Origin of the sequence: Paenibacillus sp. FSL R5-0473, assembly GCF_038004565.1 — a bacterium.
Lineage (GTDB): Bacteria > Bacillota > Bacilli > Paenibacillales > Paenibacillaceae > Paenibacillus > Paenibacillus amylolyticus.
This window is the reverse complement of sequence record NZ_JBBORL010000001.1, coordinates 1,699,160-1,723,950: the sequence shown is the minus strand read 5'-3', so window position 1 is coordinate 1,723,950 and position 24,791 is coordinate 1,699,160. Positions and strand designations below refer to the sequence as shown.

Genomic DNA, 24,791 nt, shown 5'->3' with positions numbered 1-24,791 from the left:
TCTATTCTTCGTACTCTGTAAAGTCGACGTTCTCTACAATCCAGCGTTTCCGCGGATCAACCTTATCACCCATGAGCGTAGATACACGACGTTCTGCTTTTGCTGCATCAACAATCTGTACCTTCAGCATCGCACGAGTTTCCGGATTCATTGTTGTCTCCCACAGTTGATCCGGATTCATCTCACCAAGACCTTTATAACGTTGAAGCTCAACATTATTACCGAATTCCTTCATATAATTAGCCAGTTCTTCATCCGTCCATGCATATCGAACACTCGCAAGCTTACCAGACTTACGAGTAAGTTTGTACAATGGCGGCTGAGCAATATATACTTTGCCTGCATCAATTAAAGGCTTCATATAACGATAAAAGAAGGTCAACAGCAACACCTGAATATGTGCGCCGTCCGTATCCGCATCGGTCATAATGATAATTTTGGAATAATTGCTGTCTTCAACTGCAAATTCGGTTCCTATGCCCGCCCCGATCGCCGCTGTAATGGCGCGGTATTCTTCATTTTTGAGAATGTCGGCCAGCTTTGATTTTTCCGGATTGAGCGGTTTTCCCTTGAGCGGCAGAATAGCCTGAATCTTCGAGTCACGTCCCTGTTTGGCAGAACCACCTGCGGAATCCCCTTCGACAATAAATAACTCATTTCGGGTAAAATCCTTTGATTGCGCCGGCGTTAGTTTGCCGTTCAGGTTGGAACTTTCGCTACGTTTCTTGCCTGTGCGCATATCATCACGTGCTTTGCGTGCTGCTTCTCTGGCTCTGGAGGCTTGGACCGCTTTGCGAATTAACGTTTGCGCTACCTGCGGGTTTTCTTCCAGGAACCGTTGAATATTCTCGGACACGACCGAATCCACTGCACTTCGAGCGGAAGCGCTGCCGAGCTGATCCTTGGTCTGACCTACGAACTCAACCTCTGACATCTTGACACTGATGACGGCCATCATACCTTCACGCAAATCATTGCCTTCAAGGTTTTTATCTTTTTCCTTGATCATGCTGGTACGGCGCGCGTAGTCATTCATTACACGAGTATACGCAGCCCTGAATCCGGTCTCATGTGTACCGCCACCCCGAGTAGAGATCGAGTTCACGAACGAAGCCAGCGTTTCGGTATAACCCGCGTTATACTGGATTGCCACTTCGACTTCAATGTCATCCTTCTCCGCATAGAAGTGAATAACATCATGCAGCACATCTTTATTTTCGTTAAGAAAAGCAACAAACTGGCTTGCTCCACCTTCATACATGTATTCATCCTGATTGCCCGAACGTTCATCCTTGAGCACAATTCTCAGACCCGAATTCAGAAAAGCAATCTCCTGAAGACGTTCTGCCAATGTATCATAATTAAATTGAATACCGCTCTGGAACACCCGAATATCCGGTTTAAATGTAACTTTTGTACCTGTCCGATTGGTATTGCCTAACACTTCGAGACCGGAGACCGGTTCACCGACATGTTCAATCCCTTTTTTGTCCTTCCAATACTCGAATCGCTGACGATGAATCTTGCCATCACGGAAAATCTCGACTTCAAGCCACTCGGACAATGCGTTAGTAACTGACGCACCTACACCGTGCAAACCGCCTGATTTTTTGTATCCTGATCCACCGAACTTTCCGCCTGCGTGCAAAATCGTAAACACGACCTGGGGAGTAGGAATCCCTGTTTTATGTATACCTGTCGGAATTCCCCTTCCGTTATCCTGAACCGTAATAGAACCGTCCTTATGCAGCGTGATATCGATTTTGGAGCAGAATTTGGCGAGATGTTCGTCGACAGCGTTGTCGACAATTTCCCATACCAAATGATGTAAACCTGAAGTGCTGGTGCTGCCGATGTACATCCCCGGCCGTTTCCGTACCGCTACCAACCCTTCAAGTACTTGAATGTCGTCCGCGTCGTAGCCTGAAGACCCCTGTCCTCCGCCTGTCGAACCTGCCGACATATCGATTTGCTCGACCATTCATGCTCCCCCTTCTTAACTTGCAACTAAAAAAATGCCTAAAATGCAAACAGATGTTTTCTTATCCTTGTCCATTTTAATTCAAGATATCCCGTTTCGTAAAGACAAGGAATGACACAATGAGTGAAGCAATGCCCCAAACACTAAGCACAATAAGGGAAAAACCTAAATTCATACCCTCGATTGGAGGTAACCCGCCAGACAAATAATTCGGAAGTTCGAGGTTAACCATGAACAAATACTTCGCGGTCTGCCAGGACGCTGCCATACTGGTCAAGATTGTTCCTGCAATCAAAGCGGCCATCATGATAACAATACTTGCAGCAGTACTGCGCACAAGCACGGATACCATAAATGCAAGCATAGCCACAATTACACTCACAAACCAGATTAGTCCTGCCTGCATAAGCATATACAGCCACTGGTCTACAGCATGCACTGCCGACATATCGACATCTGTTCCCACAACTTTGAATCCTGTGAAGATTGGCATGTTGAAGCCTTTATAACCAAAGACCGCACCCGATATGACATAACATATAATGTAGGCTGATACCACTATGATCGAAACAAACATAATCAGCGTAATTAATTTACTCAAAAGCACTTTCCAGCGTCTAACCGGACGCGTTAAAAGCATTTTAATCGTACCTGTCGTACGTTCACCAGAAACAAGATCTGAAGCAATAGCCATGATTAACAGTGGAATAAACAATCCAACCGCGTTGTTCATGAACTCCCGCGTAAAGGTGACACCGCCCGGTTCTTTGGGATTGATGTCATTCTCAAGATAATACTGCATCTGCTGGATATATACGGTTCTATATTTTTTGTACTCTTCAGGTACCCGATCGCTACCGAGCGAATTTTGATTGTCTGTGATGGCCTGTTGCAGTTCAAGACGCCAATCGCCGCCAAACTTGTCGCGATTATTCTCCGCAGATTTCATCTGGGCATACGTAAACATCGGTACGAGGACCGCAAGTACAATAAATATAATATAAAGCCGTTTTTTCTTCACCATCTTAATCGTTTCATTGCGGATCAGCGGCATGATATTACTCAATGGATTCACCTTCTGTCATTTTTAAGAATAGTTGCTCAAGCGTAGGCTGAATCCGCTGTACCCCTTCAACCTGTATACCAGCTTGAACCATCTGTTGCACCATATCAGGAATTCGATCTTCGTGCATCTCGGCAACCACAGCGTTGGGACCAAGGCCCGCAACAATGGTATCATCCATCACATCCGCAGGTCGACCTACCAGAGCAATGCCTGCATCCTGCAACATTTTTTTGCCTTGCTCCAGTGGTGAAACATGCCATATAGCCAACTTCGAATGATCTTCAATCAGTTCGCTTACACCTCCAACAGCAAGCACACGCCCAGCACTGATAATGGCTACTCTGTCACAGAGAAGCTGGATCTCACTTAACAAGTGACTGCTGACAAATACAGCCATACCTTCGCTGGCAAGTTGCTTAATAAAGACACGAAGTTCCTTAATCCCTTTTGGATCAAGACCATTTGTCGGTTCATCCAGAATAAGCAGACGCGGTCGCCCAAGCAGCGCTTGTGCAATACCGAGCCGTTGACGCATACCCAATGAGTACGTTCTGACTTTATCGTGAATCCGCTGATCCAGACGCACAATATCTACAACTTCCTGAATTCGTTCATTGTCCACACCTGGTTGCATGCGAGCGAAATGCTCCAGGTTCTCCCACCCTGTCAGATATGTATATACCTCCGGATTTTCAACAATGGAGCCTACATACTTCAAAGCACGCTCAGGGTCCCGATTCACATCATAACCACAGACTTTAATTTTTCCTTCTGTTGGTTTAATCAGATCGACCAGCATCCGTATCGTAGTTGTTTTGCCGGCACCGTTGGGACCGAGAAATCCGAAGATTTCACCAGGTTTTACGTCAAATGTAACGTCCTTAATGATCCATTTGCGTCCGATCCGCTTTTTCAGATTCTGTACGGATAGGACGGAATCATACTGCTGCTCTGCCATTTAATTTCCGCTCCCTTCTGCCGGTGTATCTGCCTGGAATTCCTGTGCAATCCGAACTGCAATTTGCTCATAACCTTGTCCGTTGGGATGGAAATGATCTGACGAGAGATACTCCCCCAGATGATTTTCAAACAAATCGAATGTAGGGACCAGTGTCATCTTGTCCTCATTGTTCAAAATAGCCAGTGCAGCATCGTTCCATGCAGCCACCACTGCATTACCTGACTTCTCCAGTTCCTTCACATCGCCAAATGGATTGTACAACCCTATGTACGCAATCTGCGCATCGGGATTAATTTCTTTGACTTTCTTCAATATCTCTTGAAGGCGCTTCGACGTTTCCGGCAAAGCCGCTGCCAGCTGCTCTGCTGTTGGCGGATCTTCCCCCTGTAGAACTTGTCCTCCCTGGAACAAATCATTTGCGCCGATCGAGAGCAAGATAAAATTGGATTGTTGTAAGACGTAACGTACGCCTTGCTCATCGAGTTTTCCCAATAAAGCATCTGTTCTCAAACCGTTTACACCCAGATTATTAAGAACCTGAACGTCATATCCTTTATCTTTAAGCAGATTCCCTGCACGTCTCACAAAACCGAGTCCTTCATCATCGCCCGTGCCTCTTGCCAGAGAATCACCGATGACGGCCATCCGAATCTTGCCATCTTCCACGACAGCCGGTTCCCCCTCGATATCCTTAGATGGAGCAGTTGCCTCCTGGCCTGTAGTTAATGCCGAATCTCCCTCGGGGAAAATCACGTCTTTTATGGCGTAACCAAATCCAAATAACAACAACAAAGTTGCCAAGATGGATACTGTACTGACAGTTCTCCAGATCCAGGGTGCTGAATCCAGGCTTTTTTTCTTTTTCATCATCACATCTCCACTCATGTACACCAGTTCGGGTGCTTTATAATTTTATAATTTATAATGACTTTACATTAAGGCGTGTCTGAAAATCCGATTACTTCGGAGTTTTCAGACACGCCCTGATGATGCTATTCCTAAATAACATAAATGTTCTGTCGTTAATTTGCAAACTTTGGCGCTGCATTCGCAGAATTCATTTTTTATATGTCATTTTACGGAAAAAAGGTTATGCCATACACAGATATGAACTGTGTACTGGCATAACCTTGTGGAAAAGAAAATCATACTTTCTTCATTATAAATCGATTACTTACCGATAAACTCTTGTGCCCAATATCCGTTGTAGAAACCTACACCGATATGCGTAAAGTTTTTGCTCAGAATATTGGCACGGTGACCTTCACTATTCATCCAAGCTGTAACCACTTCCTGTGGTGTTTTTTGTCCTTGGGCAATGTTCTCACCTGCATAGCTGTAAGTTACTCCGAATTGTTTCATCATATCAAACGGAGAACCATACGTAGGTGACTGGTGATCAAAATAGTTATTGTTACTCATATCTTTTACTTTAGCAACAGCTACTTTGTCCAGAAGTGCATCTGAAGTCAGAGCGTTCAGACCTGCTTTAGCACGCTCAGCGTTCACAAGTTTTACAACTTGAGTAGCAAAGTCGGATTGTGTGCTTTCGCTACCATTATTACTTGTATTGTTACCTGTATTACCTGTGTTACCCGTGTTTGAAGGATCTTTAGCCGGTGTAGTTTCCGGTTTTTCTTCTTGAGCTGGTTGTGTTGGTTTAGTCGGTTGCTCAGGCTTAGTTGTTGGTTGAGTTGGTTTTGTTGTCGGCTCAGCAGGTTTCGTCGTTTGATCAGGCTGCGTAGCAGGTTTCTCTACAATTTGCCCCTCGGATACGGTGTATCCATTTTGTTTGAGCCATTTCTCAATGTAAGCTTTCAAGCTGTCTGTGCTTGTAATTTTGTACGTTGTGATAGTCTTATATGTTGAATCTGCAGCAGACGCGGAAGCAGGAAGCATTACCCCTACGGCCAGTACGGCTGTCAGACTACTCGTTACGACAGTTTTCATCCATTTCTTTTTCAAATTCATTCATCTCCTTAAGATTAGTTATTACAACTTTGTAATTAATACTCTAGCAGTATATCAATTCGACAGGAGATTGTGAACCTATAAAATATGGAAAAGTAACTTTTTTGTCATTTTTTAGAATGTTACAGATTTTACAAAAGCATAAAAAAAAGACATTCGGACTAAAAATGCTAGTCGAATGTCGCTTCACCATCTATTTATCATTCACCACACCAGATTGTGCAGATCAGGATATCATGAGAATTTCCATGCAATAGAAGAAACTTTTTTTATACTATAGAAGAACTTTACTGAACCGATAACCTCTTTTCTGAAAACCAATGTGCTCATAAAAAGAGTACGTTGTTGAAGTCACTTCACGGTTTGCACCCGTGACAAACAGTTGTTTACCACCTTGCTGTCTGCCCCAATCTTCGGCACGAGCCATCAGACGACGGCCAATCCCACCACCACGATGTTCTTGACCTACAATCAGGGAAGTAATTTGTGCGGCAGGTTCTGGATAGGCATGACTTTGCACACATTGCAAGCCAATCACACCAATAATTTGTTCATCCACTTCGGCAACAAGCATGCATGCGTTTGGATTGGTTTCCAAACATTCAATACGTTCCTTCATGACATTGGTTGTTGTCGGATAGCTGACCTCTCGCATCAGTCCCGTTACCGCTTCAGCATCTCGTAGTTCACACTCTCGGATCATCAGTACAGGGGCCTCAACATTATTGGACATGATTTACCTCCACTTTCAGCATATTAGCGGCTTGCACCGCTGTTTTACGAGCTTCTTCCACATCTTGACCAGCACTTAAGGCTACAGCCATTCGGCGTCCTACTTTGGTCTCAGGTTTGCCAAATACACGAATCTGAGTACGAGGAAGAGCCAGAGCTTCTTCAATCCCGCCTACAGTAAAGTCAGATGTTTCATCATTAGCCTTCAGCGTTGCTGAAGCTCCCGGTGTCAACAGATGTACACCTGTGACCGGAAAACCAAGAATTGCACGTACATGCAGCGCAAACTCGGAACTGTCTTGCGTCACCATTGTAACCATACCTGTGTCATGTGGACGAGGAGATACCTCGCTGAACACAACACCATCCGGGGTCAGGAACAACTCCACTCCAAACAGTCCATACCCGCCAAGTTCATCCGTGACGGATTTGGCAATATGACAAGCTTGCTGCCATTGCTCAGGAGTCATTGCATGAGGCTGCCAGGATTCGACATAATCCCCATCCTTCTGAATATGACCAATCGGAGGACAAAATACGGTGCCTGATACAGACCTAACAGTAAGTAATGTAATCTCACTGTCAAATTGCACAAAGCTCTCCACAATAACACGAACAGATTTGCCACGAGCCCCCGAAAGAGCAATGTTCCAGCAATCCTCTACGTCGCCCGGTGTTCGGCATACACTCTGCCCTTTGCCGGAAGAACTCATTAATGGTTTAATGACACAAGGTGTGCCAAGCTCACGTACGGCTTCCTGAAGTTGTTCCAGGTTGTCCGCAAAAAGGTAATCAGCTGTCGGAAGTTTCAATTGTTCGGCTGCAAGCCGACGGATGCCTTCGCGATCCATCGTTAGACGTGCAGCTCGGGCAGTAGGTACTACACAAAATCCCTCTTCCTCAAGCTCCAGTAAAGCTTCTGTTGCAATAGCTTCAATCTCAGGTACGATGTAATGAGGTTTTTCTTTACGGATCAATTGTTTCAAAGCTTCGGCATCCAGCATGTCGATGCAGTAAGACCGGTGCGCGACCTGCATTGCAGGTGCGTTCTCATAACGATCAACAGCGATCGTCTCTACTCCCAGTCGTTGGGCCTCAATAACGACCTCTTTTCCCAATTCTCCACTGCCTAGTAGCAGCATTTTTTTGGCTTGAGCCGTAAAAGGAGCACCCCACATGTTCTTTCCAATCCTCCCAAAGAGAAATCTTCTATATCTGTCTCTCTATTTTCGGGGTTTTGGTTAAAGATTGCAAGAGTGCTCCCTATTTTTCTTGTGAATTTTACAAGATTTTTTGTGTTTTTTCGATCAAATTTTACAATTACTGCTCACGGATTCGATACTCCTTCCATTCCTCCCAAAATTAAGGAAATGTTAAAAGAGCAGACTTTAATACTCCAGTGAATCGAAATACGCAAACAAATCCCAAGTTTAAAGACTTGGGATTTGTCGATTTTTTTCTCTGAAGATTTCATTATGGGAAGAAACATAAGCCATCTTGGGTGCGTCTGGCGTCATATATTGTTTCGCACTATTAACTGCCACGATCGCATCATTGAAAGCTCCTGCAATGAGCCTAACTTTGCTATCGTGCGTCGCACAGTCTCCTGCTGCAAAAACACCTGGCAGACTCGTCTGTGCATGGTGACTCATTAGAACCATTCCATCGTCCATTTCTAAGCCACAACTGGCAAGATCACTTAAATTGCTTTTATATCCATGACTAATGACGACTTCATCCACATCTATCAATACATTTTCGTGACTCTCCATATGCGTAATTACAACCTGATGGATACGTTCACCATGATTATGAAGCCGTGTGATGCTATATGGTGTTCTGACATCCGTTACATTGTTCATCTCGCTAACATTGCGTTCCATTGCACGAAACTCATTTTTTCGGTGGACGACCACTACGCTCCGTGCAAATTGAGCAAGTTCAATTGCCCAATCTACTGCACTGTTGCCTCCTCCTGAAATGAGCACACGCTTCCCGGAAAAATGTTCTGGATTTTGCACGGTGTAATGAAGATTCTCATGCTCATATTGAATCGGCTCCTGAAGCTCCAATTTCTGAATTTCTGCGATACCGCGGCCCACTGCAACAATGATTGTACGCGTATAGTGTATGTCGCCTTCAGCAGTATACAGAGCCAAAATCTCGTTGTCCAGTCGAGCGAACCGATCTACTTTGCAATTCAATTCAACCGTTGGATTAAAGGTATTCGCCTGCTGAACCAGATACTCAATCAACTTTGAACACTTCATTGGTGGCAGGCCACCCACATCCCAAATAGTTTTTTCGGAATAGGTATGCAGAAAACCACCAAGTTGGTCTTTGCCGTCAATGATCTTAACTCTCATATCACGCATCCCGGCATAAAAGGCCGTATATAATCCTGCCGGTCCGCCTCCGACGATGGTCAAGTCATAGATATCTTCCTTATTCATTTTGGACACATCCTGTTATTTAGTAGTGAATTTAGAGATATGTGTAACATGAACCGTTTGCCTTATTTATTTTTTGCTTCAAAAGCAGCAACAATATCATCAATGACATATTCATCGGCAAGTGGAGACATTCCCAGATTGAACCATTCCTTGCCACCCACCATATAGACGTGGTCCTGCTTGACTGCTTTCAGATTTTTCCATAACGATGAAGATAACATATCTTCAAATTTCTTTTTAATTTCCGGATTAGTCTCATCATCCAGCTGAACGATCAGATGATCTGCGTTGTATTCAGGCAGTACTTCCAAGGATACGGACATGGCAGTTTGATCTTTCGGGAAATTAGGAAGTGGATTCATTCCCAATCGTTTATGGACAAAGTTTCCTCGGTCAAGGTTCTCCCCATGAAGTACGATTTCTTTTTCCATCACTCTAATGTAGAGAACAGTCTCCTCACCAATCAGCTTATCCAATTTGGCAGCAGCTACCTTCTCCTTATCCACCAAATCCTGAATCACCTTTTCTGCCTGTTCTTCTTTGTCCAGAATTTTGGCCATATCCCGCAGTTCATCGCGCCAATCATCACGCTGTGGCAAAAGTACGGTAGGTGCTATCAGAGTAAGCTGATCATAGTCCTTTTTGGACCACCAGTCAGGGGCGATAATCAAATCCGGAGCTGCCTCCATCAGGGCTTCAAAGTTAGGCGTTCTTCCTATTCCCATTTTCATCGTGTTTGCAAATGGCTCTTGCAAGTAAGAAGGAAAATCCTCATGGTAGTTCTGTACAGCAATGGGTACGATGCCAAGTGAATATAAAAATTCTGGATATACAACGGACAAACCAACTATTTTTTGTGGGTTCACCGGAATTTCAACTTCTCCCATTTCCGTAGTCACTTTTTTTACCTGACTTGTTTCTGTTGTTGAAGAATTGGCGGTACCCGCTTCTTGTCCCTCGCTCGAGGATGCTTCGTTGCCTGCTGCACCGCAAGCCGAAATAATGAGCACCAACATCATGGTGCATAGTACCGTTAACCATCTGAATCTCATTCTTTATGTACCCCCTATATGGCATTTAGTTATGACAACGTCTAATTAATAATAATTATCATTATCATTTGATATAGAAGTAAGTATATTAAAATATGTTCAGGTATGATATTGACTATTCAGACTTTTTGCTATGGACGATCTTGCCATAACTTTAATATTTCATCCAACATAAGCTCATGAGTAAACGCAGTGTAGTCCAGCAGGACGCTCGACAAAAGCATATCCATTCTGCCATTCTGTACCGCTAACAACGCAAGCCATTCTTCAGACTTACGCACAGCAGACCATGTCTGCCTGGATGTCTCATCATCACCCACAATCAGTAATATTCTTTCGATGTTGAGAACAGATAACTCCTTAATGGTCACTGTGCCCCGTTCCCAATAAGTCTCAACTCCTTCGGGACCCTCCATTTGCATATCAACGTAAAAAACGGAAGCAATGCTCCTTGGGCCTAACATCTGCAACGCTTCACCATAAACTTTGAGTACAACTAATCTGTCTTTTCGTATGAAATCCTCAAGCTGGTCCTTTATGGTCGTTGCCTTCTCTTCATATCTTTGAAGCCATACCTCTGCAATATCAGACCTGTCCAAAAAGCTTGCAACATATCTCAAATGTTCTCTCCAATCTCCTTTTTCCCACGGGAGGTCACACACAGGAGCAATGGAATGAAGCTGTCTTTGCAAATCCTCAGACTCCGTCCCAACAGTAATAATATAATCAGGTTTAACTAATCGAAGCTGTTCCAGCCAGGTGGTCTCACTCTCTGCGAGTGGCATAACTTTGTCCGTTTCATATTTACGTCGGTAATAGTATGTCCACGGATGACTTGCCGGCGCGGCACAGGGAATGATCTGCAATGCAAGCAGTATACCAATGCTCACAGAATGAACTGCAGCAATTTTTTGTTTGCTATTACGTATAAACGCTGCTGGTGGAATGCCAGAGATTTGCTTGAATTTACGCCGGAAATACGTCTCATCCTGATAACCCACGTACGATGCCACATCCTTGAGTCGATAACTGTGATCATTTCTCATTAAGATCTGGGCTTGTTTAATTCGGTATAGCGTTAGATAGTCCACTGGACTGTAACCATACCTTTTCTTGAATAAACGCATGAAATGTCGAGGGCTCATTCGTGCCACATTTGCTAATTCCTCAATGGTAAATCTCTTCGAATAATTCTGCTCCATGTAACCTTTGACATGTTCAATTGGTGAAGCCAGGTCCGTCTTTTCGGTAAAGGCCACGTCGTAAAACATGGTGTACAATAGTTCCTGAAAACGAATCTGACCATAGTACCTTTGCAAACCATCCTTCTTCAATGTGTGGTGGTATATCATCTGACAGATCACGCCAACAGCAACCGGTGAAGATGAGCTGACCTCGCCATTCACTTCATTACGTAAAATTTGCTTCATCATATCCAAGGCTGTTCCACCCTCCTGCTCCAGTGCGTACATGACATCAAAACTCATGTGATACACGCCTCGTTCATCCAACGAATGCACATTTGCCTCAACCAGTTGCCCCGGGAAGCCTACGTACAGTCCGCCCGCCTTTAATTCAATGAAACTGCCATCTATCTTTAACCACCCTTGCCCACTGGCTACAAATAATAACATGTATGTTTCAATGAAGTGTTTCCTCAGAAGCCACTCCGTCGCAGGATCACTCGTATAATTCACGTGAAGGAGCCTAAAATTCATATGATCCAGGTGATCCAAATGCTTTGAATTTATTTCGTTGTTGTCCATCTGCATTGATCTCCCTCCAGCCATGAACGATTGTATTGATTTCATTCTTCAAAAATATAACATACCACACTAACGAATAAAAAAAACACTCCGGCTATCCTCTAACCTGTCTTCAATGAATAAGATGCACTTATTATTGAAAGATCAGGCTATAGAGCGCCAGAGTGTTATAAGTTCATATGTGTTCAGACGCTTCACAGGCGTCCGAAGGTTTCATCACAAAAATCTGTATTGAGCTTCTATTAATCCATTATACACGCCTTGTTTTTGGATAAGCTGCTCATGGTTACCCTCTTCTTTAATTTCACCATGATCCAGGACGATAATGTTATCTGCATTCCGTATGGTTGAGAGACGGTGAGCGACCATAAAGGACGTTCTTCCCTGCAACAGCACCTTCAACGCTTCCTGGATTTTAAGCTCTGTCTCCGTATCAATACTGGCTGTAGCTTCATCCAAAATCAGTATGCGTGGATCAGCAAGCAGCGCACGGGCAAAGGATAACAGTTGTCGCTGTCCCATGGATAATACGTTCCCGCGTTCCTCTACTTCGGTATCATATCCGCCAGGCAGCTTCATGATGAACTCATGTGCATTGACTGCTTTGGCTGCGTCCTCCACCTCTTCATTCGTTGCGTCCAGTCGTCCAAATCGAATATTGTCACGAATCGTACCCGAGAAGATGAAGGTATCCTGTAATACAATGCTGATCTGGCTGCGTAAACTCTCTACCGTTACATCCCGCACATCCTGTCCGTCAATGGTGAGACGTCCGCCGGATATATCATAGAAACGACTGATCAGATTGATGATCGTACTTTTACCTGAGCCCGTATGACCAACAAGTGCAATCGATTGTCCCGCAGCCGCTGAGAAGCTGATCCCTTTCAGCGCCTGTCTGCCCTTCTCGTATTCGAACACCACATTTTCGAATGCGATATCTCCTTTAATAGAAGGAAGTGGCTTGGCACCTGGTTTATCCGCAATACTTGGTTTTTCATCCATGAATTCGAAGATACGCTCCGATGATGCCATTGCAACCAGCAACTGATTGTACATCTGTCCCAGACGGTTGATTGGGTCCCAGAAGTTGCCGACATAGTTGGCAAAAGCGACAAGTAATCCCACGGTCAACTGACCTTCCTGAATCAGGTAAGCACCAAACCAGAAAAGGATTAATGTACCGAATCCGCCGGTAATCTCAATCAGCGGTCCAAAGCCCTGGTTCATCGCTGATGCTCTATCCCATGACTTTTTGCTGGACAGGTTCATGTTGTCAAAATATTTCATGTTCTCTTTTTCCTGTGTGTAAGCCTGAGTCACTCGAATCCCCTGAATGGATTCATTCAAGTGGGAGTTAATACGAGAGTTCTTCATACGCACATCCTGCCAAGCCCGACGGATCAGCACCCGCAGTTTGGTAGAGATGATAAACATGATTGGAACCGTAATGATCACGGCAAGACCCAGTTTCCAGTTAATCAACAGCAAGATCACAATGATCCCGAGCAACTGTACGCAGTCGATCATGACGTTAACTGCACCGTTAGTGAATAGATCCTGAAGGGAGTTAATATCATTCGTAACACGTACCAGTACGGAACCTGCCGGTCTTTTGTCAAAGAAGTTAAAGGACAGCTTCTGGATATGCTTGAACAGATCCGAGCGAAGGTCATAAATAACACGCTGTCCGATAATGTTTGTCAATTTGATCCGGTACGTATTGGCAGCCCACTGGATGAGATACAACACAAATATGGAGCCTGCAATAAGATAAAGCATAGTCATGCTTGGCAACCCAGTTGCCGGTGCGATGGCACGGTCAATCGCCAGACTGATCAGAAAAGGTACGGACAATTTTGTAATGGTACCCAAGATCATCATTAGAATAACGAGTGGTAACAGTTGTTTCGCATAAGGTTTCATGTATGCAAATAAACGTCCGAACTCTTTCCAGTTAAACGGTTTTTCAATAATTTCATCATCCTGATACACAAATCGTTCATTCAGTTTCTTCTCAGAGGCCACTTTTGCCTCGCGCCTGTCTGCTATCGTTTCGGCACTCATGAATTCACCTGCTCCCCAGCCTCCCGCTTACCGCGGGCAATATAATCTGCATATTGAATTTTATAAACATCCTGGTATGGTCCAGGCACTTCAATGAGTTCGGTATGTTTGCCACGTTGTACCACGCGGCCTTCATCGAGCACCAGAATCTCATCTGCATGTCGTAGTGAAGATATCCGGTGTGCAATAATAAATGTCGTTCTGCCGCGCATAACTTCCTGGAAACCGGACTGAATCTCGTGTTCTGTCTCCATGTCCACGGCGCTGGTTGCATCATCAAGTACCAGAATTTTCGGATTTTTCAGCAAAGCCCTTGCAATCGCAATCCGCTGTTTCTGTCCACCCGATAAACCCATACCGCGCTCACCAACCACCGTGTCATATCCATCCGGGAACTCCATAATGAAGTCATGAGCCTTGGCCAGCTTGGCTGCACGGATGATCTCATCCATGGTGACATTCTTAAGCCCGTAGGAAATATTATTACGAATGCTGGATGAGAACAGGAATGTTTCCTGGAAAACAGAAGCGATCTGACTCCGCAAACTGCGGATGCCTATGTCTTTAATGTTTTTGCCATCCAGCTTGATCGTTCCTGAGTTCACGTTATAGGCACGCATCAGAAGCTGAATGATGGTCGATTTACCTGACCCTGTTCCCCCGAGGAAACCGATTACAGAACCGGGTGCAGCGTCAAAATTAATATCGGTTACTGCTGGCATTTTGTTGCCGTAGGCAAAGGTAACGGATTCAAATGTCACATGGCCGTTCACCTGGTCTGCCTCAACAATGACTGGATCTTGCGTTTCTTCCACATCCACTGGCGTATTCAGCAGCTCGAGCACCCGTTCACCTGAAGCTTTGGATTGCGTATAGTTGTTGATATGGAACCCAAGGTTCCACATTGGACCGATTATGTACCAGATCAAACTGAAAAAGGCAACGAGTTCACCGAGTGTCAGCGTCTTCTGTATAACCATTCTTCCACCGATCACCAGCAACAGCACGATACTCACCGAAGCAAGAATCTCCATGATCGGAAAATAGCGACTCCACAATGTTGCGGCATGAATCTGATTTGTTTTGTAACGCTCATTACGTATGGAGAATTTCTCCACTTCATAAGGCTCACGTGCAAAGGATTTTACCGTACGTACGCCAGTAATATTCTCCTGTACCGCTGTTGTCAGTGAACTGAGCGCCAGCCGCATCTCCTGAAACGCAGGGTGAATTTTGGATTCGAATCTCAGCGCAACGAAGGCAAGTAATGGGATGCATATGAGCGTGAACAGCGTAAGCTGCCAACTCATGGTCATCATCATGATTGCGCCAAATACGACCATGAAAACCATGTTAAGAATCTGGGCGAAACCAAATCCGATAAAGTTACGGATGGCTTCCAAATCTCCCGTGAGGCGGGACATCAGATCACCTGTCTTGGCCGTATCATAATAACGGAAGGATAAAAATTGAAGCTTTTCGTAACATGCATTACGAAGTCTGTACGCCAGGAAGTTACCCAAGCGTCCTCCATAAAAACCGTGTAAAAACTGCATTCCCGCTTTCAAAATAACTACACCTAACACAGTCAAGGCAATTATGGGAACGTCTTCAAAAGTTCGCGGAACAATGATGTCATCAATCAGTATCCTCAGCATGTACGGATACACCAACCCAAGTGCGGTCGCTAAGGCGAGGAACAAGATTGATACAAATAAATACGTTCGCTTTTCCCAAAAAAAGGTTTGCAGTTGCCTAAGAACATCCATGTTTCTCCTCCTCTTATGTCGTTCAAAAATACTATGAACATTTATGAAGTTTATCACCGTACCCCATTCGCGGCAAAGCGAATAACAGACCATATTCTGCCTGCTTTCAGCTTATTGACGCATTAACGAAGGTAAATACCCACCTTTCAATCAAATGTTTGAATATTCTCTTTATTTCAGGTTGTTCGTACCAAAAAAAGGCTCCCTATATGCCTTTTCGGCAGGGGCCCTTTTGGGTTGATTTTCGCAACATTTTCAATGTGTTGCTGTATCATTCATTTTGTTTTACAAAGACTTCCAGAGAATACGCGTTATGCCGTGATTTTAACTGCGTTCAATCTGTTCCAGTTGGTTAGACAAGCTGGTCCATTGCTCCGCCGGAATTCCGCTCTCCAGTGTATCTTGAATTCCACTTACCGCCTCGTCCAGACGTTCTTCCAACTGACGGGATTGGTGTTGCAAGGATTGACAAATCTGGTTGTCATAAAACTGAATCAGTTTGTCTTGCGCAGCAGGAAGAACTTCAATGATCATCTGTTTGAGGACAGGATCAAGTGCCTCCTGTAATCGCTGACGTCCATCTCCTTCGAAGAACTGTTTCGGATTGCGGAAATAATTCAAATAGCTTTTCCATCCAGACGGTTCTTCCAGACGAACTTCTTCAAGCACAGGTGTACTCCAGCGTTCGTTCAGTGGCAGTGACACATCCACGCCCCCTGATAACTGCCTCACCTCATCTATACATTCCGTAACTTGCTTCATCAGCCAGGTCTGACCCGCCTGTTCAAGTCTGAGGGTGGTAGCAAGCAGTTCCTGCTCCAGTTCAATGGCAATCATGCGTAACAGTTCACGTCCACAGGCTGCAAAAGCCATCTTCAGATTGCCCCGATCCTCCCGAAGTACGGATGGATGGAATGCTTCTGCCATGAATAAACCAAGGCGATAGGCAAGCCGCTGCCGCACATGGAAGAGTAATTCTGCTGTTTCCTGTGACAGTTCTTCCTTCATGGATCTTGCTGCAAGTTGCTGTATGCGCTGACGTGACTGTCCCTGAATAGTCCCTAGTTCATCCCGCCGCTGCTTCAATACTTCTTCACCCTGAGCCGCATCCTCTGCACGATTCTTCAGCCGCTGAATCACACGTGCCATCTCTTCGGAAGCTCCACCTACAGCAAGATCGGCTAATTCTCTGCCTGCAAATTGGTTGAACTCTTCCTCAAAACGGTTAAAACCAGATTGCTCAAGCAGCTTCGAGTCCCCTTCCATTTTGCCTTCCATCGCCAGTATGCTGGATACCGGGAAGAGTCGTGGTGCCCGAATTCCATTACTGCGCAGTTGGGTACTCACATGATCGAGAACCTGCTCCAGTTCTTCCTCAGAGGAAGACAAGTCACTGGCATTTACAACAAAGAACATCTGATCCATGGCAGAACTATCTTTAACACGTCCCAACTGATTCAGGAACTGTCGATCTCCTTGTGAGAAAGCATGGTTGTAATACGTTACAAAAATGAGTGCATCCGCATTCTTCATATAATTGAAGGTTACACCCGTATGACGAGCATTCACGGAGTCCGCTCCTGGTGTGTCTACCAATACAATGCCTTGTTCAGTTACATCGCAACTGTAATAGAGATCGATACTGTCTACAAAACAGGACTTCTTCTCGTTTGCGACAAAGTTACGATAACCGTCCAGATCCACCAGCACATCCTGACCTAACTGGTCCGCTGTTTCTTCCCAGCCGGCTGCCGCTGCCTGCAAAAAGCTGTAATGCGGGCGCCCCGCCGGATGCACATCCTGTGGCGAGAGGGAGCGTACTCGCTTCTGCCACTCCGCTCCAGGCTCACCCAGTCCGAGTAATCGGAAGGAATAGCCGAGATCTTCCTGGAAGGCGTCCCGGGTCTTCATGCGGACCCGGGCTGTTCCATGCTCCGCGCCACCGGCAGGAGCCATGATTCGGTTAATCGCCGCTGTCGTTGGATGCGGCGAGACGGGTAGTACAGCTTCGCCCAGCAACGCGTTGGCGAAGGAGGATTTGCCGGCGCTGAATGCTCCGAACAGCGCCAATGTGAACGTGCCGCCCGCAAGCGAAGCCGCGCGTGCACGCAGATCCCGTACCGCCGACCCCATGGCGGGGTACGGCTCTACCAGCGCAGCAGCGGCTTCAAGCCGTGCCGCTGCTGCGTCCAGGCGTCGGCGGCGTTCAGCGCCTGCCGCCGACGATGGCCCAGGCACCGCCGCTGCTACTGCGCGCTGCGCTGGCGGTGCCTCTGGCGTCTGTGGCTGCGCAGCCACAGACGTTGACGTGCCCGCATGCGAACCGGGAGCTTCGCCCGGTTCAGGCACCGCGGGCACGTGCGGGCCCTTCACGTCCGGCAATAGCCCGGAGGGGAGGGGGCCCGCATCGGGCAGCAGGCTGCGCAGCCCTGCTGCCTCTGCGGCGGCGCTGCGCTGGAGCGCCGTGTAGCGCGCCGCCGCCGCGGATTGCGCCAGCAGCGCTGCGCGGCTGGCGTCCAGCGCCTGGAGCGCGGCTTCGCCTCGCGCTGCCAGCGCCTCCAACATGCGGTCGGCCAGCATCATGGCCGACCTGCGATAGCGGGCCTCAATCTCGCCCCGCACATCTTTACTGAACTGAATCACATACTCTGGAGATACCTCTGCACTCGTACTACGTTTCATCTCCAATAGTGCTTCATCTACAGCAGGCAGCTCCGTATTAAGCGCTTGCTCCCACTCCGCTCCCCATAGCTGATGGGATTCACCCAGCTGCCTCAGCATCGTACGAATATGTACTTCCACTTGTCCGGAAGCCTGATCCTGTAATAACCGCACCAGTTCAGAAGCACGGCGTTGTTTCTCCTGCTCGGTTTTGCCACCTGAGAACAACAAACCCACCCGGAAGCCCGGTTTGCGGCTCTCCAAATAGGCAGCAGCAGACGCACGAATATCCGCAGGAGTAAGATTTGCATTCGCCAGAAGAGGTTCAAGCTCTGCCCGGAATTTCTCGCGCACTCGCGAAGGCCCGTTACGAATGTCTGCTGCTTGTTGATCAAGAAGCTCCAGCTCCCGTTCCAAACGTTCAATTCCTTCCTTGCCACCGATCTCATCCAGCAGAGAATTTTCTTCGTCTTCACGTTTCTCCGCTTCTCGTGTCAGATGTTGCTCCGTTACATGACTGGCCGAACTTGCCAAACTGTGCGTAATTAACGCTTCCTTCTCTTGCATCATATGTCCAATGAGTTCCGGAAGCACATCCCATTGGTTGTAGCGATGCTCCTTGTCGCGAAGGGAAGTAAACAGCAGTCCGTCATATCTGACTTCCCAGGCTGCAAATATTGCTTCGACACCTTCGGTATATTGGTCAAAAGAAAGCTCACGTTCCCGATGCTTGTCGATCTGGTTCACGATCAAAAACAATGGTTTGCCCCAATCCGACAGACTCTTGGCAAATGAAAGATTCGTCTCGGACTGAACATGATTGTAGTCCATGACATAGAAGACCACATCCGCCAGATGGAGCGCGGAATGGGTCGCGAGACTATGTCCGCGATCTGTTGAATCCACACCTGGTGTATCCAGCAGGACAGCATCATCTTTCAGCAGCGGAATATCATCCCATACCTCAATTGAGCTGTACGCTCCGCCATTTTTGCAATACGCCTCCAATTCCTCTGGAGAAACTTCAAGTGTTCCTGCTCCATTGTCAGCGCTTACGTTTGGAGTAGTATAAATAAGCGCTCTTGGCTTACCATTACGTATGGATACCACATTTGCACTTGTTGGCACGGGACTTGAAGGCAGCACCCGCTTACCGCATAAACTGTTGATGAGACTCGATTTGCCTGCAGAGAAATGACCACAGAACGCAATCGTCAGATGTTTCATTTCCGCCTTGCTGATTAAATCCGTTATAGCCTGTACAGCCGTATGGTCCCCTGTCTGCTCCATCGCTTCACGCAGCGGAAGCAGAGGTTTGGCCATTTCTTTTGGGTAATCTGTTCTGGACATGACTGGCCTTCCCCCTGGCTCCTCTAATTTGACATCCGTTTCGACGTCTATCTCTTTTACAACATTTATTTTAACATTATCAAGTTTGAATTTGAACGGTTGGAATTGAATATACATAAATGAACGTATAAGTTCTATAATCTAAAAAAAATAAAACCGAACAAGTCGGTTTTATCTGTAATACGTTTTATACTCGGTATTTAGCAAATGCTTACGCCAAGTGTCTGTTGCATGAATGCGATGCGATCACCTTAACCACAACGATCCTCATGACATTAATACAACAGAACCAATAGTGTAATCACTTCTTATGAAACTGCGTTCTCCATGGAAGGCAGCAAGATTTCAAATACTTGTCCATGTTGCAGAATTGTAATGTCTCTGCCTTTGTCTCTCATAACAACAACTTCGGGTTTAACGGACATACGCTCCAGATAATGTTCAGGCACGTCGCCAGAGTGGCTTACTGTGATGCCTTCTACTTCTTTTTCTTCATTTTCAGCCATTTCCTGTTCAACGATTTGTTCAAAGATATCGGAGAAGGCCTCAAAATTGTCAGTATACACGGAAATGCATTTCATGATTATTCATCCTTTTCTGCTCATTAATTTATTTTTCGTTTTCGGGTGGTGACACGTTCCTTATCTTTCCTGATTTGGGACGTTTTCATACGTTTTTTCCCTTCCCTGCATATGTCCAGCAATGGACAGATATGACATGCAGGGTTCTGTGCCTTGCAATGGTAGCGTCCAAAAAATATAAACCGGTGGTGAGTTAAAGTCCACTCGTCCCGGGGTACGCGCTTCATTAGTTTCTTTTCGACTTCAAGTACGGAGTCATCCCAACCTGCAAGCGCCAGCCGCTTGGATACACGTTCCACATGAGTATCTACCGCAATTGCCGGTACTCCAAACGCATTGGAAACAACTACATTCGCGGTTTTCCGCCCGACACCTGGTAGCGTCACAAGCTGATCATGTTCCTGCGGTACATCACCGCCATACTGCTCTATTAAAATTCGGCACATGTTCTGAATATGCTTGGCCTTGTTCCGGTACAAACCGATTCGCCGAATATCCTGTTCCAACTCTTCGAGAGGAACCGCCAGATAATCTGCTGGGCTTCTGTACTTCTGGAACAAATCTGCGGTTACCTTGTTCACCGTTTCATCGGTGCACTGGGCAGACAAAAGGACAGCTACCGTCAATTCAAATGCATTGCTGTGATTTAATTCGCAATGTGCATCAGGAAACATTGCTTCCATAGTTTCGAGTATATGTCTAACCGTCGCTGCATTCATGAAGAGCTACCTCCCACAAAATGACTCCACTCTGCGGAGCCTTACTTCGAAGCTTCATCCGAGTACTTTGCGGGGACCTCAAAAAGCTTGCAAAAAAAACGTCTTGATGCGGGAAAGATCCCGTATCAAGACGGTCATTCTTTTGATCCTCGAAAAGAAACGATTACTGTTTTTGAATCTCAAGAATAACATTGTTCAGGAGATACAATACAATATTATCATTATCTCTGAGAGATTGCACGCTTAAAGTATTGTCACCCTGGTGAACAAATACACTTGATCCGAGTGCAAAACGATAGTTTGTGTCTGCTGTCGTTTCTCGTTTAACCAAAATCTGGTTACCAACGCCATCATAAGACCAGAATTGTTTGCTCATGACAGTTAGTACTCTGAAGCGTGTGGAATTATCCGTATCTTTTGTCATTTCCACACGATCTCCGACCGTAAGACTAGTCAGTGAAGTTAATGTGGAGCCAGATTTTACGACTTTAACCGAACCGCTAACAGGCACGGTTTCAGTCTGGCCGTTAAACTGTTTGAGCGTTACAGATGAAGCATCCACCGCTGTAACTTCAGCCAGCGTACGCTTCACGACTTGAACCGCTTTTGGCGTAACTCCTTCAAACGTTACATTAATCAGGTTGCCTGCTGTCAGTTGTGAAGGCGTGATCGTCTGACCACTCTCTCCTGTCAGTACGGCTTGATCCACGTAGAACTGACTTGTCAACAGATCGGATTTTACTCGAATACGACTATTTGCTTCCAAGGCAACCACTTCGAATTGAGCCACAGTGTTCAGTGAAACCTTCTGCACTACATCCTGATTTGCTCCAAGCGTTACGGTCACTTTGTCACCAATCTTCAAATCTCCCAGACTTGCGCCCGATTTGTTATAGATCTCAACCGTAGGTAAGGTAGTATAAGGCACTGTAATCGTCTGATTACCAGACAACACACTGATTTTTCTGCCCGTTGTGTCAATGTTGCTGATCGTACCTTCGTACTTGTAAATCACTTTAACGGACAACGCACGTGTTCCCACATAGGTCAGATCCAATTTGCGACCATCATTCAAAATCGACTCCAGACCAGCGAGTGTAGGTTTGGTCGTATTGTAATCCATTTTGGTTTTCTCATCCAATGTAAATACAAACGGTTTTTTGTTGTTGTCCAGTACGGTAAGTACCTTTGTTTTGCTGTTGTAAGATACAACCGTTACTCCGTTCATAGGTTCCATTTGACGTCCAATCACCTGAATACGTGTTACCTGATCGTCAGAGTTCAATGACAACTCCACCTGATCCCCGTTCGTTGCATCCGTGATGAGATCATTTAGCGTCGCATCCTGAATACCATTAATAATAACTTCCGGCTTTTCAGTCAGCAGTTTCGCCTCAAGGGAACCCCCTTCACGTTTGAACGTTAACGTGGACTGGTTGCCACCGATCTCAACCAATGTTCCGCGCACAGATTGCTCCACACCTTGAGACAATGTGATAGTTTGCAAAACACTGTCCTTTACGGTGTATTTCACGGCACTGCCGGCTTTGAGATCAGCCACTGACATGATACGGTTTTGATATGTGATAAGCAGATTGTCATTGTATGCAAACTGCTCTGTTGCACCCGCTGCATTGACAAGTTTGATCGTTTTGCCAGAAGTGGATACTTCAGCAACTACGCCATTGTCACTCTTGTTAACAATGCCGGATTTCACACGAATAGCAACTGTTTTTTTGTCAGTCGAGAACGTCTCACGCTGTACTTCGATGATGCTATCTGCCGTAATATCGGACAGTTTGATTGCATTACCATTCTGATCGATGAATGCAGTTGCCTCATCATAACTGTACGTTTCGTAATTCTCGCCCACAAAGATACCAATTTTATTACCAGACAATGAACGTGCAAATGTACCTTCAACACTTTCCACCTGCGGTGTAGCATCAACAACTTCCACATAGGAAGCCCCACCTGCAGAACCTACAACCATAACTTTTGTATACAGCTTCACATCTGTGGCGGAAGCACGAGTTTCACTGTCTTTCGTAAAGTAAGGCGTACTGCTGTTCACTGCGAAGTTAACGGCTTTGCCGTCCACAACCAGCGTGATCTGCCCATCTTTCAATCCTGTCACATAACCCGTGGATGTGTTCGGGTACGTTGTATCCGTTAACGATTCACCACGACTGAAGAAGGTAGCCAGTTGAGCACGGGTTACGGAACCAGTTGGATTGAATTTGTTGCCTTCAACACCTTTGGCCAGATCCAGGCTAACAGCCAGATTGACATAACCTTTACCACTTTCGGAAATACTTGCATTATCAGCAAATCCGGTAGATTGATTGTTTTGTGCCTTCGCTTCAGCATCCTTGTCCAATGAACGGATTAACAATTTCGTAATCCATTCCCGTGAAGCCGGTTTTTGACCCCAGGAGGTCTTGGATACATCCACCGTTGATTCTTCCGTTTTGTCAATCAGTCCCAGTTGAAGTGCCAGCGCGACATATGGCTTGAAATAATTTCCCACTTCCATGTTTGTCGGTAATGCCGCAGCCGTGTCGGTATTCAACTGGCCCTCTTGATTCATAAAACGGATTGCCATCGTTACAGCTTCTTGCTGTGTTACCGCGTCTCCTGGACGGAACAGGCCGTTGTTACCGAGAAGAATACCTTGATATGCCAGTTTGTACACATGTTTCTCAGCCCAGTATCCGACCTTGATGTCACTGAACAAACCAGTTGGTGCAGCCGTATTTGTTATTGCAGCAGTCTGACCCTGCCCCGTTTCTGTTGATTCTGCTGCCATGGCAGCTCCGCCGGCGCTAAGGGCCATCATGCCTGCAAGCACGGCTGATACTACTTTTTTAGAGTGTGATGTATGGTTATATTTAAAAGTCACCTATGATTCCCCTCTCTCATGTAAAACGACCCATATTCCGTGGATTCCCGGTACAACAGCATGCTGTACAGCCTATTCGGATCTTGTCATTGGATGTTCAAGATCCACATGGCCCATCAGACTCTCTGTCTGCTGACCATCCACCAGTAAATCAAGTGATTTTACTTCATCAAACTGGAAGAACGTTTGTTTTAGAGCATCCAGCGCATAAGACTCTCCACCTGCTCCAAGACGAGCCGTATCTGGCATATGAATATCCAGCGTAAGAGCTCCATCCTTGAACTGAACAGACTTCAATTCAATTTCTTTAGACCACAGCGGAACCAGTTTAGCGTCTTTGCTCTGTTGCAGTGATTCAAAGGCAGCTTTATATTTGGCATCATCCGATGCGTATGAAATCTCTGCCGAAGCTTTGTGCAACTCCAGTTCTTCTTCATCCGTATAGAATACAGTGATCGTTTTCTTTTCATTACTTTCGGAAGTTGCCGGCTTCTCCGTAGACGTTTCGCTTGGCGGAGTAGTTGTAGTCTCTTCCTCCGAACTGCCTTCCGTCGATTCTGTAGGCGTTGTATTCTCTTCAGGCTCAGCAGTTACCGGTTCAGTAATTGTTTCGCCTTCAACCTCGGTTACATTGTTTTCAGTTCCTGCGCCTTGCGTCTGATTCGGAGCAGCTGTTGGCTTGCTTCCACATCCAGCAGCAACTGCCATAACCGTTACCAGCAAGGCTGCAATCCATATTTTCTTGTTCATTCTAACTCCG

At 45.9% G+C, this 24,791-nt stretch carries 17 protein-coding genes; all 17 read right to left on the bottom strand.

Annotated features, from left to right (window positions below):
- Nucleotide 1: 1 nt before the first annotated feature.
- Nucleotides 2-1,981 (bottom strand): DNA topoisomerase IV subunit B, encoded by a 1,980-nt coding sequence (gene parE / locus MKY28_RS07585; protein ID WP_036613300.1) that lies wholly within the window; start codon nt 1,979-1,981, stop codon nt 2-4.
- A 76-nt stretch (nt 1,982-2,057) separates the two neighbouring features.
- Nucleotides 2,058-3,047, bottom strand: a complete 990-nt coding sequence (locus tag MKY28_RS07580) for an ABC transporter permease (RefSeq protein ID WP_036613298.1) — start codon at nt 3,045-3,047, stop codon at nt 2,058-2,060.
- Complete coding sequence (locus MKY28_RS07575) at nt 3,040-4,005, bottom strand: ABC transporter ATP-binding protein (protein WP_036613296.1); 966 nt, start codon at nt 4,003-4,005, stop codon at nt 3,040-3,042. Before MKY28_RS07575 ends, MKY28_RS07580 begins: the two co-directional genes overlap by 8 nt.
- On the bottom strand, nt 4,006-4,875 hold the full coding sequence (locus tag MKY28_RS07570; protein ID WP_340935468.1) for a GDSL-type esterase/lipase family protein: 870 nt from the start codon (nt 4,873-4,875) through the stop codon (nt 4,006-4,008). It lies immediately after the preceding gene.
- A 303-nt stretch (nt 4,876-5,178) separates the two neighbouring features.
- Entirely contained in the window at nt 5,179-5,973 is a 795-nt protein-coding gene (locus MKY28_RS07565; protein ID WP_340935466.1) for a CAP domain-containing protein, read from the bottom strand.
- Between the two features lie 280 nt (nt 5,974-6,253).
- Nucleotides 6,254-6,712 carry a GNAT family N-acetyltransferase gene (locus tag MKY28_RS07560; protein WP_017687788.1) on the bottom strand — a complete coding sequence of 153 codons (459 nt, stop codon included), beginning with the start codon at nt 6,710-6,712 and terminating at the stop codon, nt 6,254-6,256.
- A complete protein-coding gene (purT, locus tag MKY28_RS07555; protein ID WP_036672920.1) occupies nt 6,702-7,889 on the bottom strand; it encodes a formate-dependent phosphoribosylglycinamide formyltransferase in 1,188 nt (395 codons plus the stop codon). The genes MKY28_RS07560 and purT overlap by 11 nt, the downstream gene beginning before the upstream one ends.
- Before the next feature lie 252 nt (nt 7,890-8,141).
- The gene (locus MKY28_RS07550) at nt 8,142-9,164 is read right to left on the bottom strand and encodes an NAD(P)/FAD-dependent oxidoreductase (RefSeq protein ID WP_339194193.1); all 1,023 of its coding nucleotides are present in this window, start codon (nt 9,162-9,164) and stop codon (nt 8,142-8,144) included.
- Between the two features lie 62 nt (nt 9,165-9,226).
- Nucleotides 9,227-10,216 carry an ABC transporter substrate-binding protein gene (locus MKY28_RS07545; RefSeq protein ID WP_340935462.1) on the bottom strand — a complete coding sequence of 330 codons (990 nt, stop codon included), beginning with the start codon at nt 10,214-10,216 and terminating at the stop codon, nt 9,227-9,229.
- Nucleotides 10,217-10,347: 131 nt separating this feature from the next.
- Entirely contained in the window at nt 10,348-11,850 is a 1,503-nt protein-coding gene (locus tag MKY28_RS07540; protein ID WP_340935461.1) for an AraC family transcriptional regulator, read from the bottom strand.
- 348 nt (nt 11,851-12,198) lie between these two features.
- Nucleotides 12,199-14,049 carry an ABC transporter ATP-binding protein gene (locus MKY28_RS07535; RefSeq protein WP_036613270.1) on the bottom strand — a complete coding sequence of 617 codons (1,851 nt, stop codon included), beginning with the start codon at nt 14,047-14,049 and terminating at the stop codon, nt 12,199-12,201.
- Nucleotides 14,046-15,818, bottom strand: a complete 1,773-nt coding sequence (locus MKY28_RS07530; protein WP_074095596.1) for an ABC transporter ATP-binding protein — start codon at nt 15,816-15,818, stop codon at nt 14,046-14,048. Before MKY28_RS07530 ends, MKY28_RS07535 begins: the two co-directional genes overlap by 4 nt.
- A gap of 324 nt (nt 15,819-16,142) precedes the next feature.
- Complete coding sequence (locus MKY28_RS07525) at nt 16,143-19,829, bottom strand: dynamin family protein (protein WP_340935458.1); 3,687 nt, start codon at nt 19,827-19,829, stop codon at nt 16,143-16,145.
- Between the two features lie 308 nt (nt 19,830-20,137).
- On the bottom strand, nt 20,138-20,410 hold the full coding sequence (locus tag MKY28_RS07520) for a hypothetical protein (RefSeq protein WP_017687779.1): 273 nt from the start codon (nt 20,408-20,410) through the stop codon (nt 20,138-20,140).
- Between the two features lie 23 nt (nt 20,411-20,433).
- Nucleotides 20,434-21,129: an endonuclease III gene (gene nth, locus MKY28_RS07515; RefSeq protein ID WP_036607558.1), complete on the bottom strand. Its 696-nt coding sequence runs from the start codon at nt 21,127-21,129 to the stop codon at nt 20,434-20,436.
- Between the two features lie 163 nt (nt 21,130-21,292).
- Nucleotides 21,293-24,031, bottom strand: a complete 2,739-nt coding sequence (locus MKY28_RS07510; RefSeq protein WP_076317518.1) for an S-layer homology domain-containing protein — start codon at nt 24,029-24,031, stop codon at nt 21,293-21,295.
- A 72-nt stretch (nt 24,032-24,103) separates the two neighbouring features.
- A complete protein-coding gene (locus MKY28_RS07505; RefSeq protein ID WP_076250035.1) occupies nt 24,104-24,781 on the bottom strand; it encodes a GerMN domain-containing protein in 678 nt (225 codons plus the stop codon).
- Nucleotides 24,782-24,791 lie beyond the last annotated feature (10 nt).

Excerpts from the sequence above, each read along its gene's own strand:
- parE (WP_036613300.1), bottom strand. The coding sequence starts at position 1,981 with ATGGTCGAGCAAATCGATATGTCGGCAGGTTCGACAGGCGGAGGACAG.
- MKY28_RS07575 (WP_036613296.1), bottom strand. The coding sequence starts at position 4,005 with ATGGCAGAGCAGCAGTATGATTCCGTCCTATCCGTACAGAATCTGAAA.
- MKY28_RS07570 (WP_340935468.1), bottom strand. The coding sequence starts at position 4,875 with ATGAAAAAGAAAAAAAGCCTGGATTCAGCACCCTGGATCTGGAGAACT.
- MKY28_RS07560 (WP_017687788.1), bottom strand. The coding sequence starts at position 6,712 with ATGTCCAATAATGTTGAGGCCCCTGTACTGATGATCCGAGAGTGTGAA.
- purT (WP_036672920.1), bottom strand. The coding sequence starts at position 7,889 with ATGTGGGGTGCTCCTTTTACGGCTCAAGCCAAAAAAATGCTGCTACTA.
- MKY28_RS07550 (WP_339194193.1), bottom strand. The coding sequence starts at position 9,164 with ATGAATAAGGAAGATATCTATGACTTGACCATCGTCGGAGGCGGACCG.
- MKY28_RS07545 (WP_340935462.1), bottom strand. The coding sequence starts at position 10,216 with ATGAGATTCAGATGGTTAACGGTACTATGCACCATGATGTTGGTGCTC.
- MKY28_RS07540 (WP_340935461.1), bottom strand. The coding sequence starts at position 11,850 with ATGTTATTATTTGTAGCCAGTGGGCAAGGGTGGTTAAAGATAGATGGC.
- MKY28_RS07535 (WP_036613270.1), bottom strand. The coding sequence starts at position 14,049 with ATGAGTGCCGAAACGATAGCAGACAGGCGCGAGGCAAAAGTGGCCTCT.
- MKY28_RS07530 (WP_074095596.1), bottom strand. The coding sequence starts at position 15,818 with ATGGATGTTCTTAGGCAACTGCAAACCTTTTTTTGGGAAAAGCGAACG.
- MKY28_RS07525 (WP_340935458.1), bottom strand. The coding sequence starts at position 19,829 with ATGTCCAGAACAGATTACCCAAAAGAAATGGCCAAACCTCTGCTTCCG.
- MKY28_RS07520 (WP_017687779.1), bottom strand. The coding sequence starts at position 20,410 with ATGAAATGCATTTCCGTGTATACTGACAATTTTGAGGCCTTCTCCGAT.
- nth (WP_036607558.1), bottom strand. The coding sequence starts at position 21,129 with ATGAATGCAGCGACGGTTAGACATATACTCGAAACTATGGAAGCAATG.
- MKY28_RS07505 (WP_076250035.1), bottom strand. The coding sequence starts at position 24,781 with ATGAACAAGAAAATATGGATTGCAGCCTTGCTGGTAACGGTTATGGCA.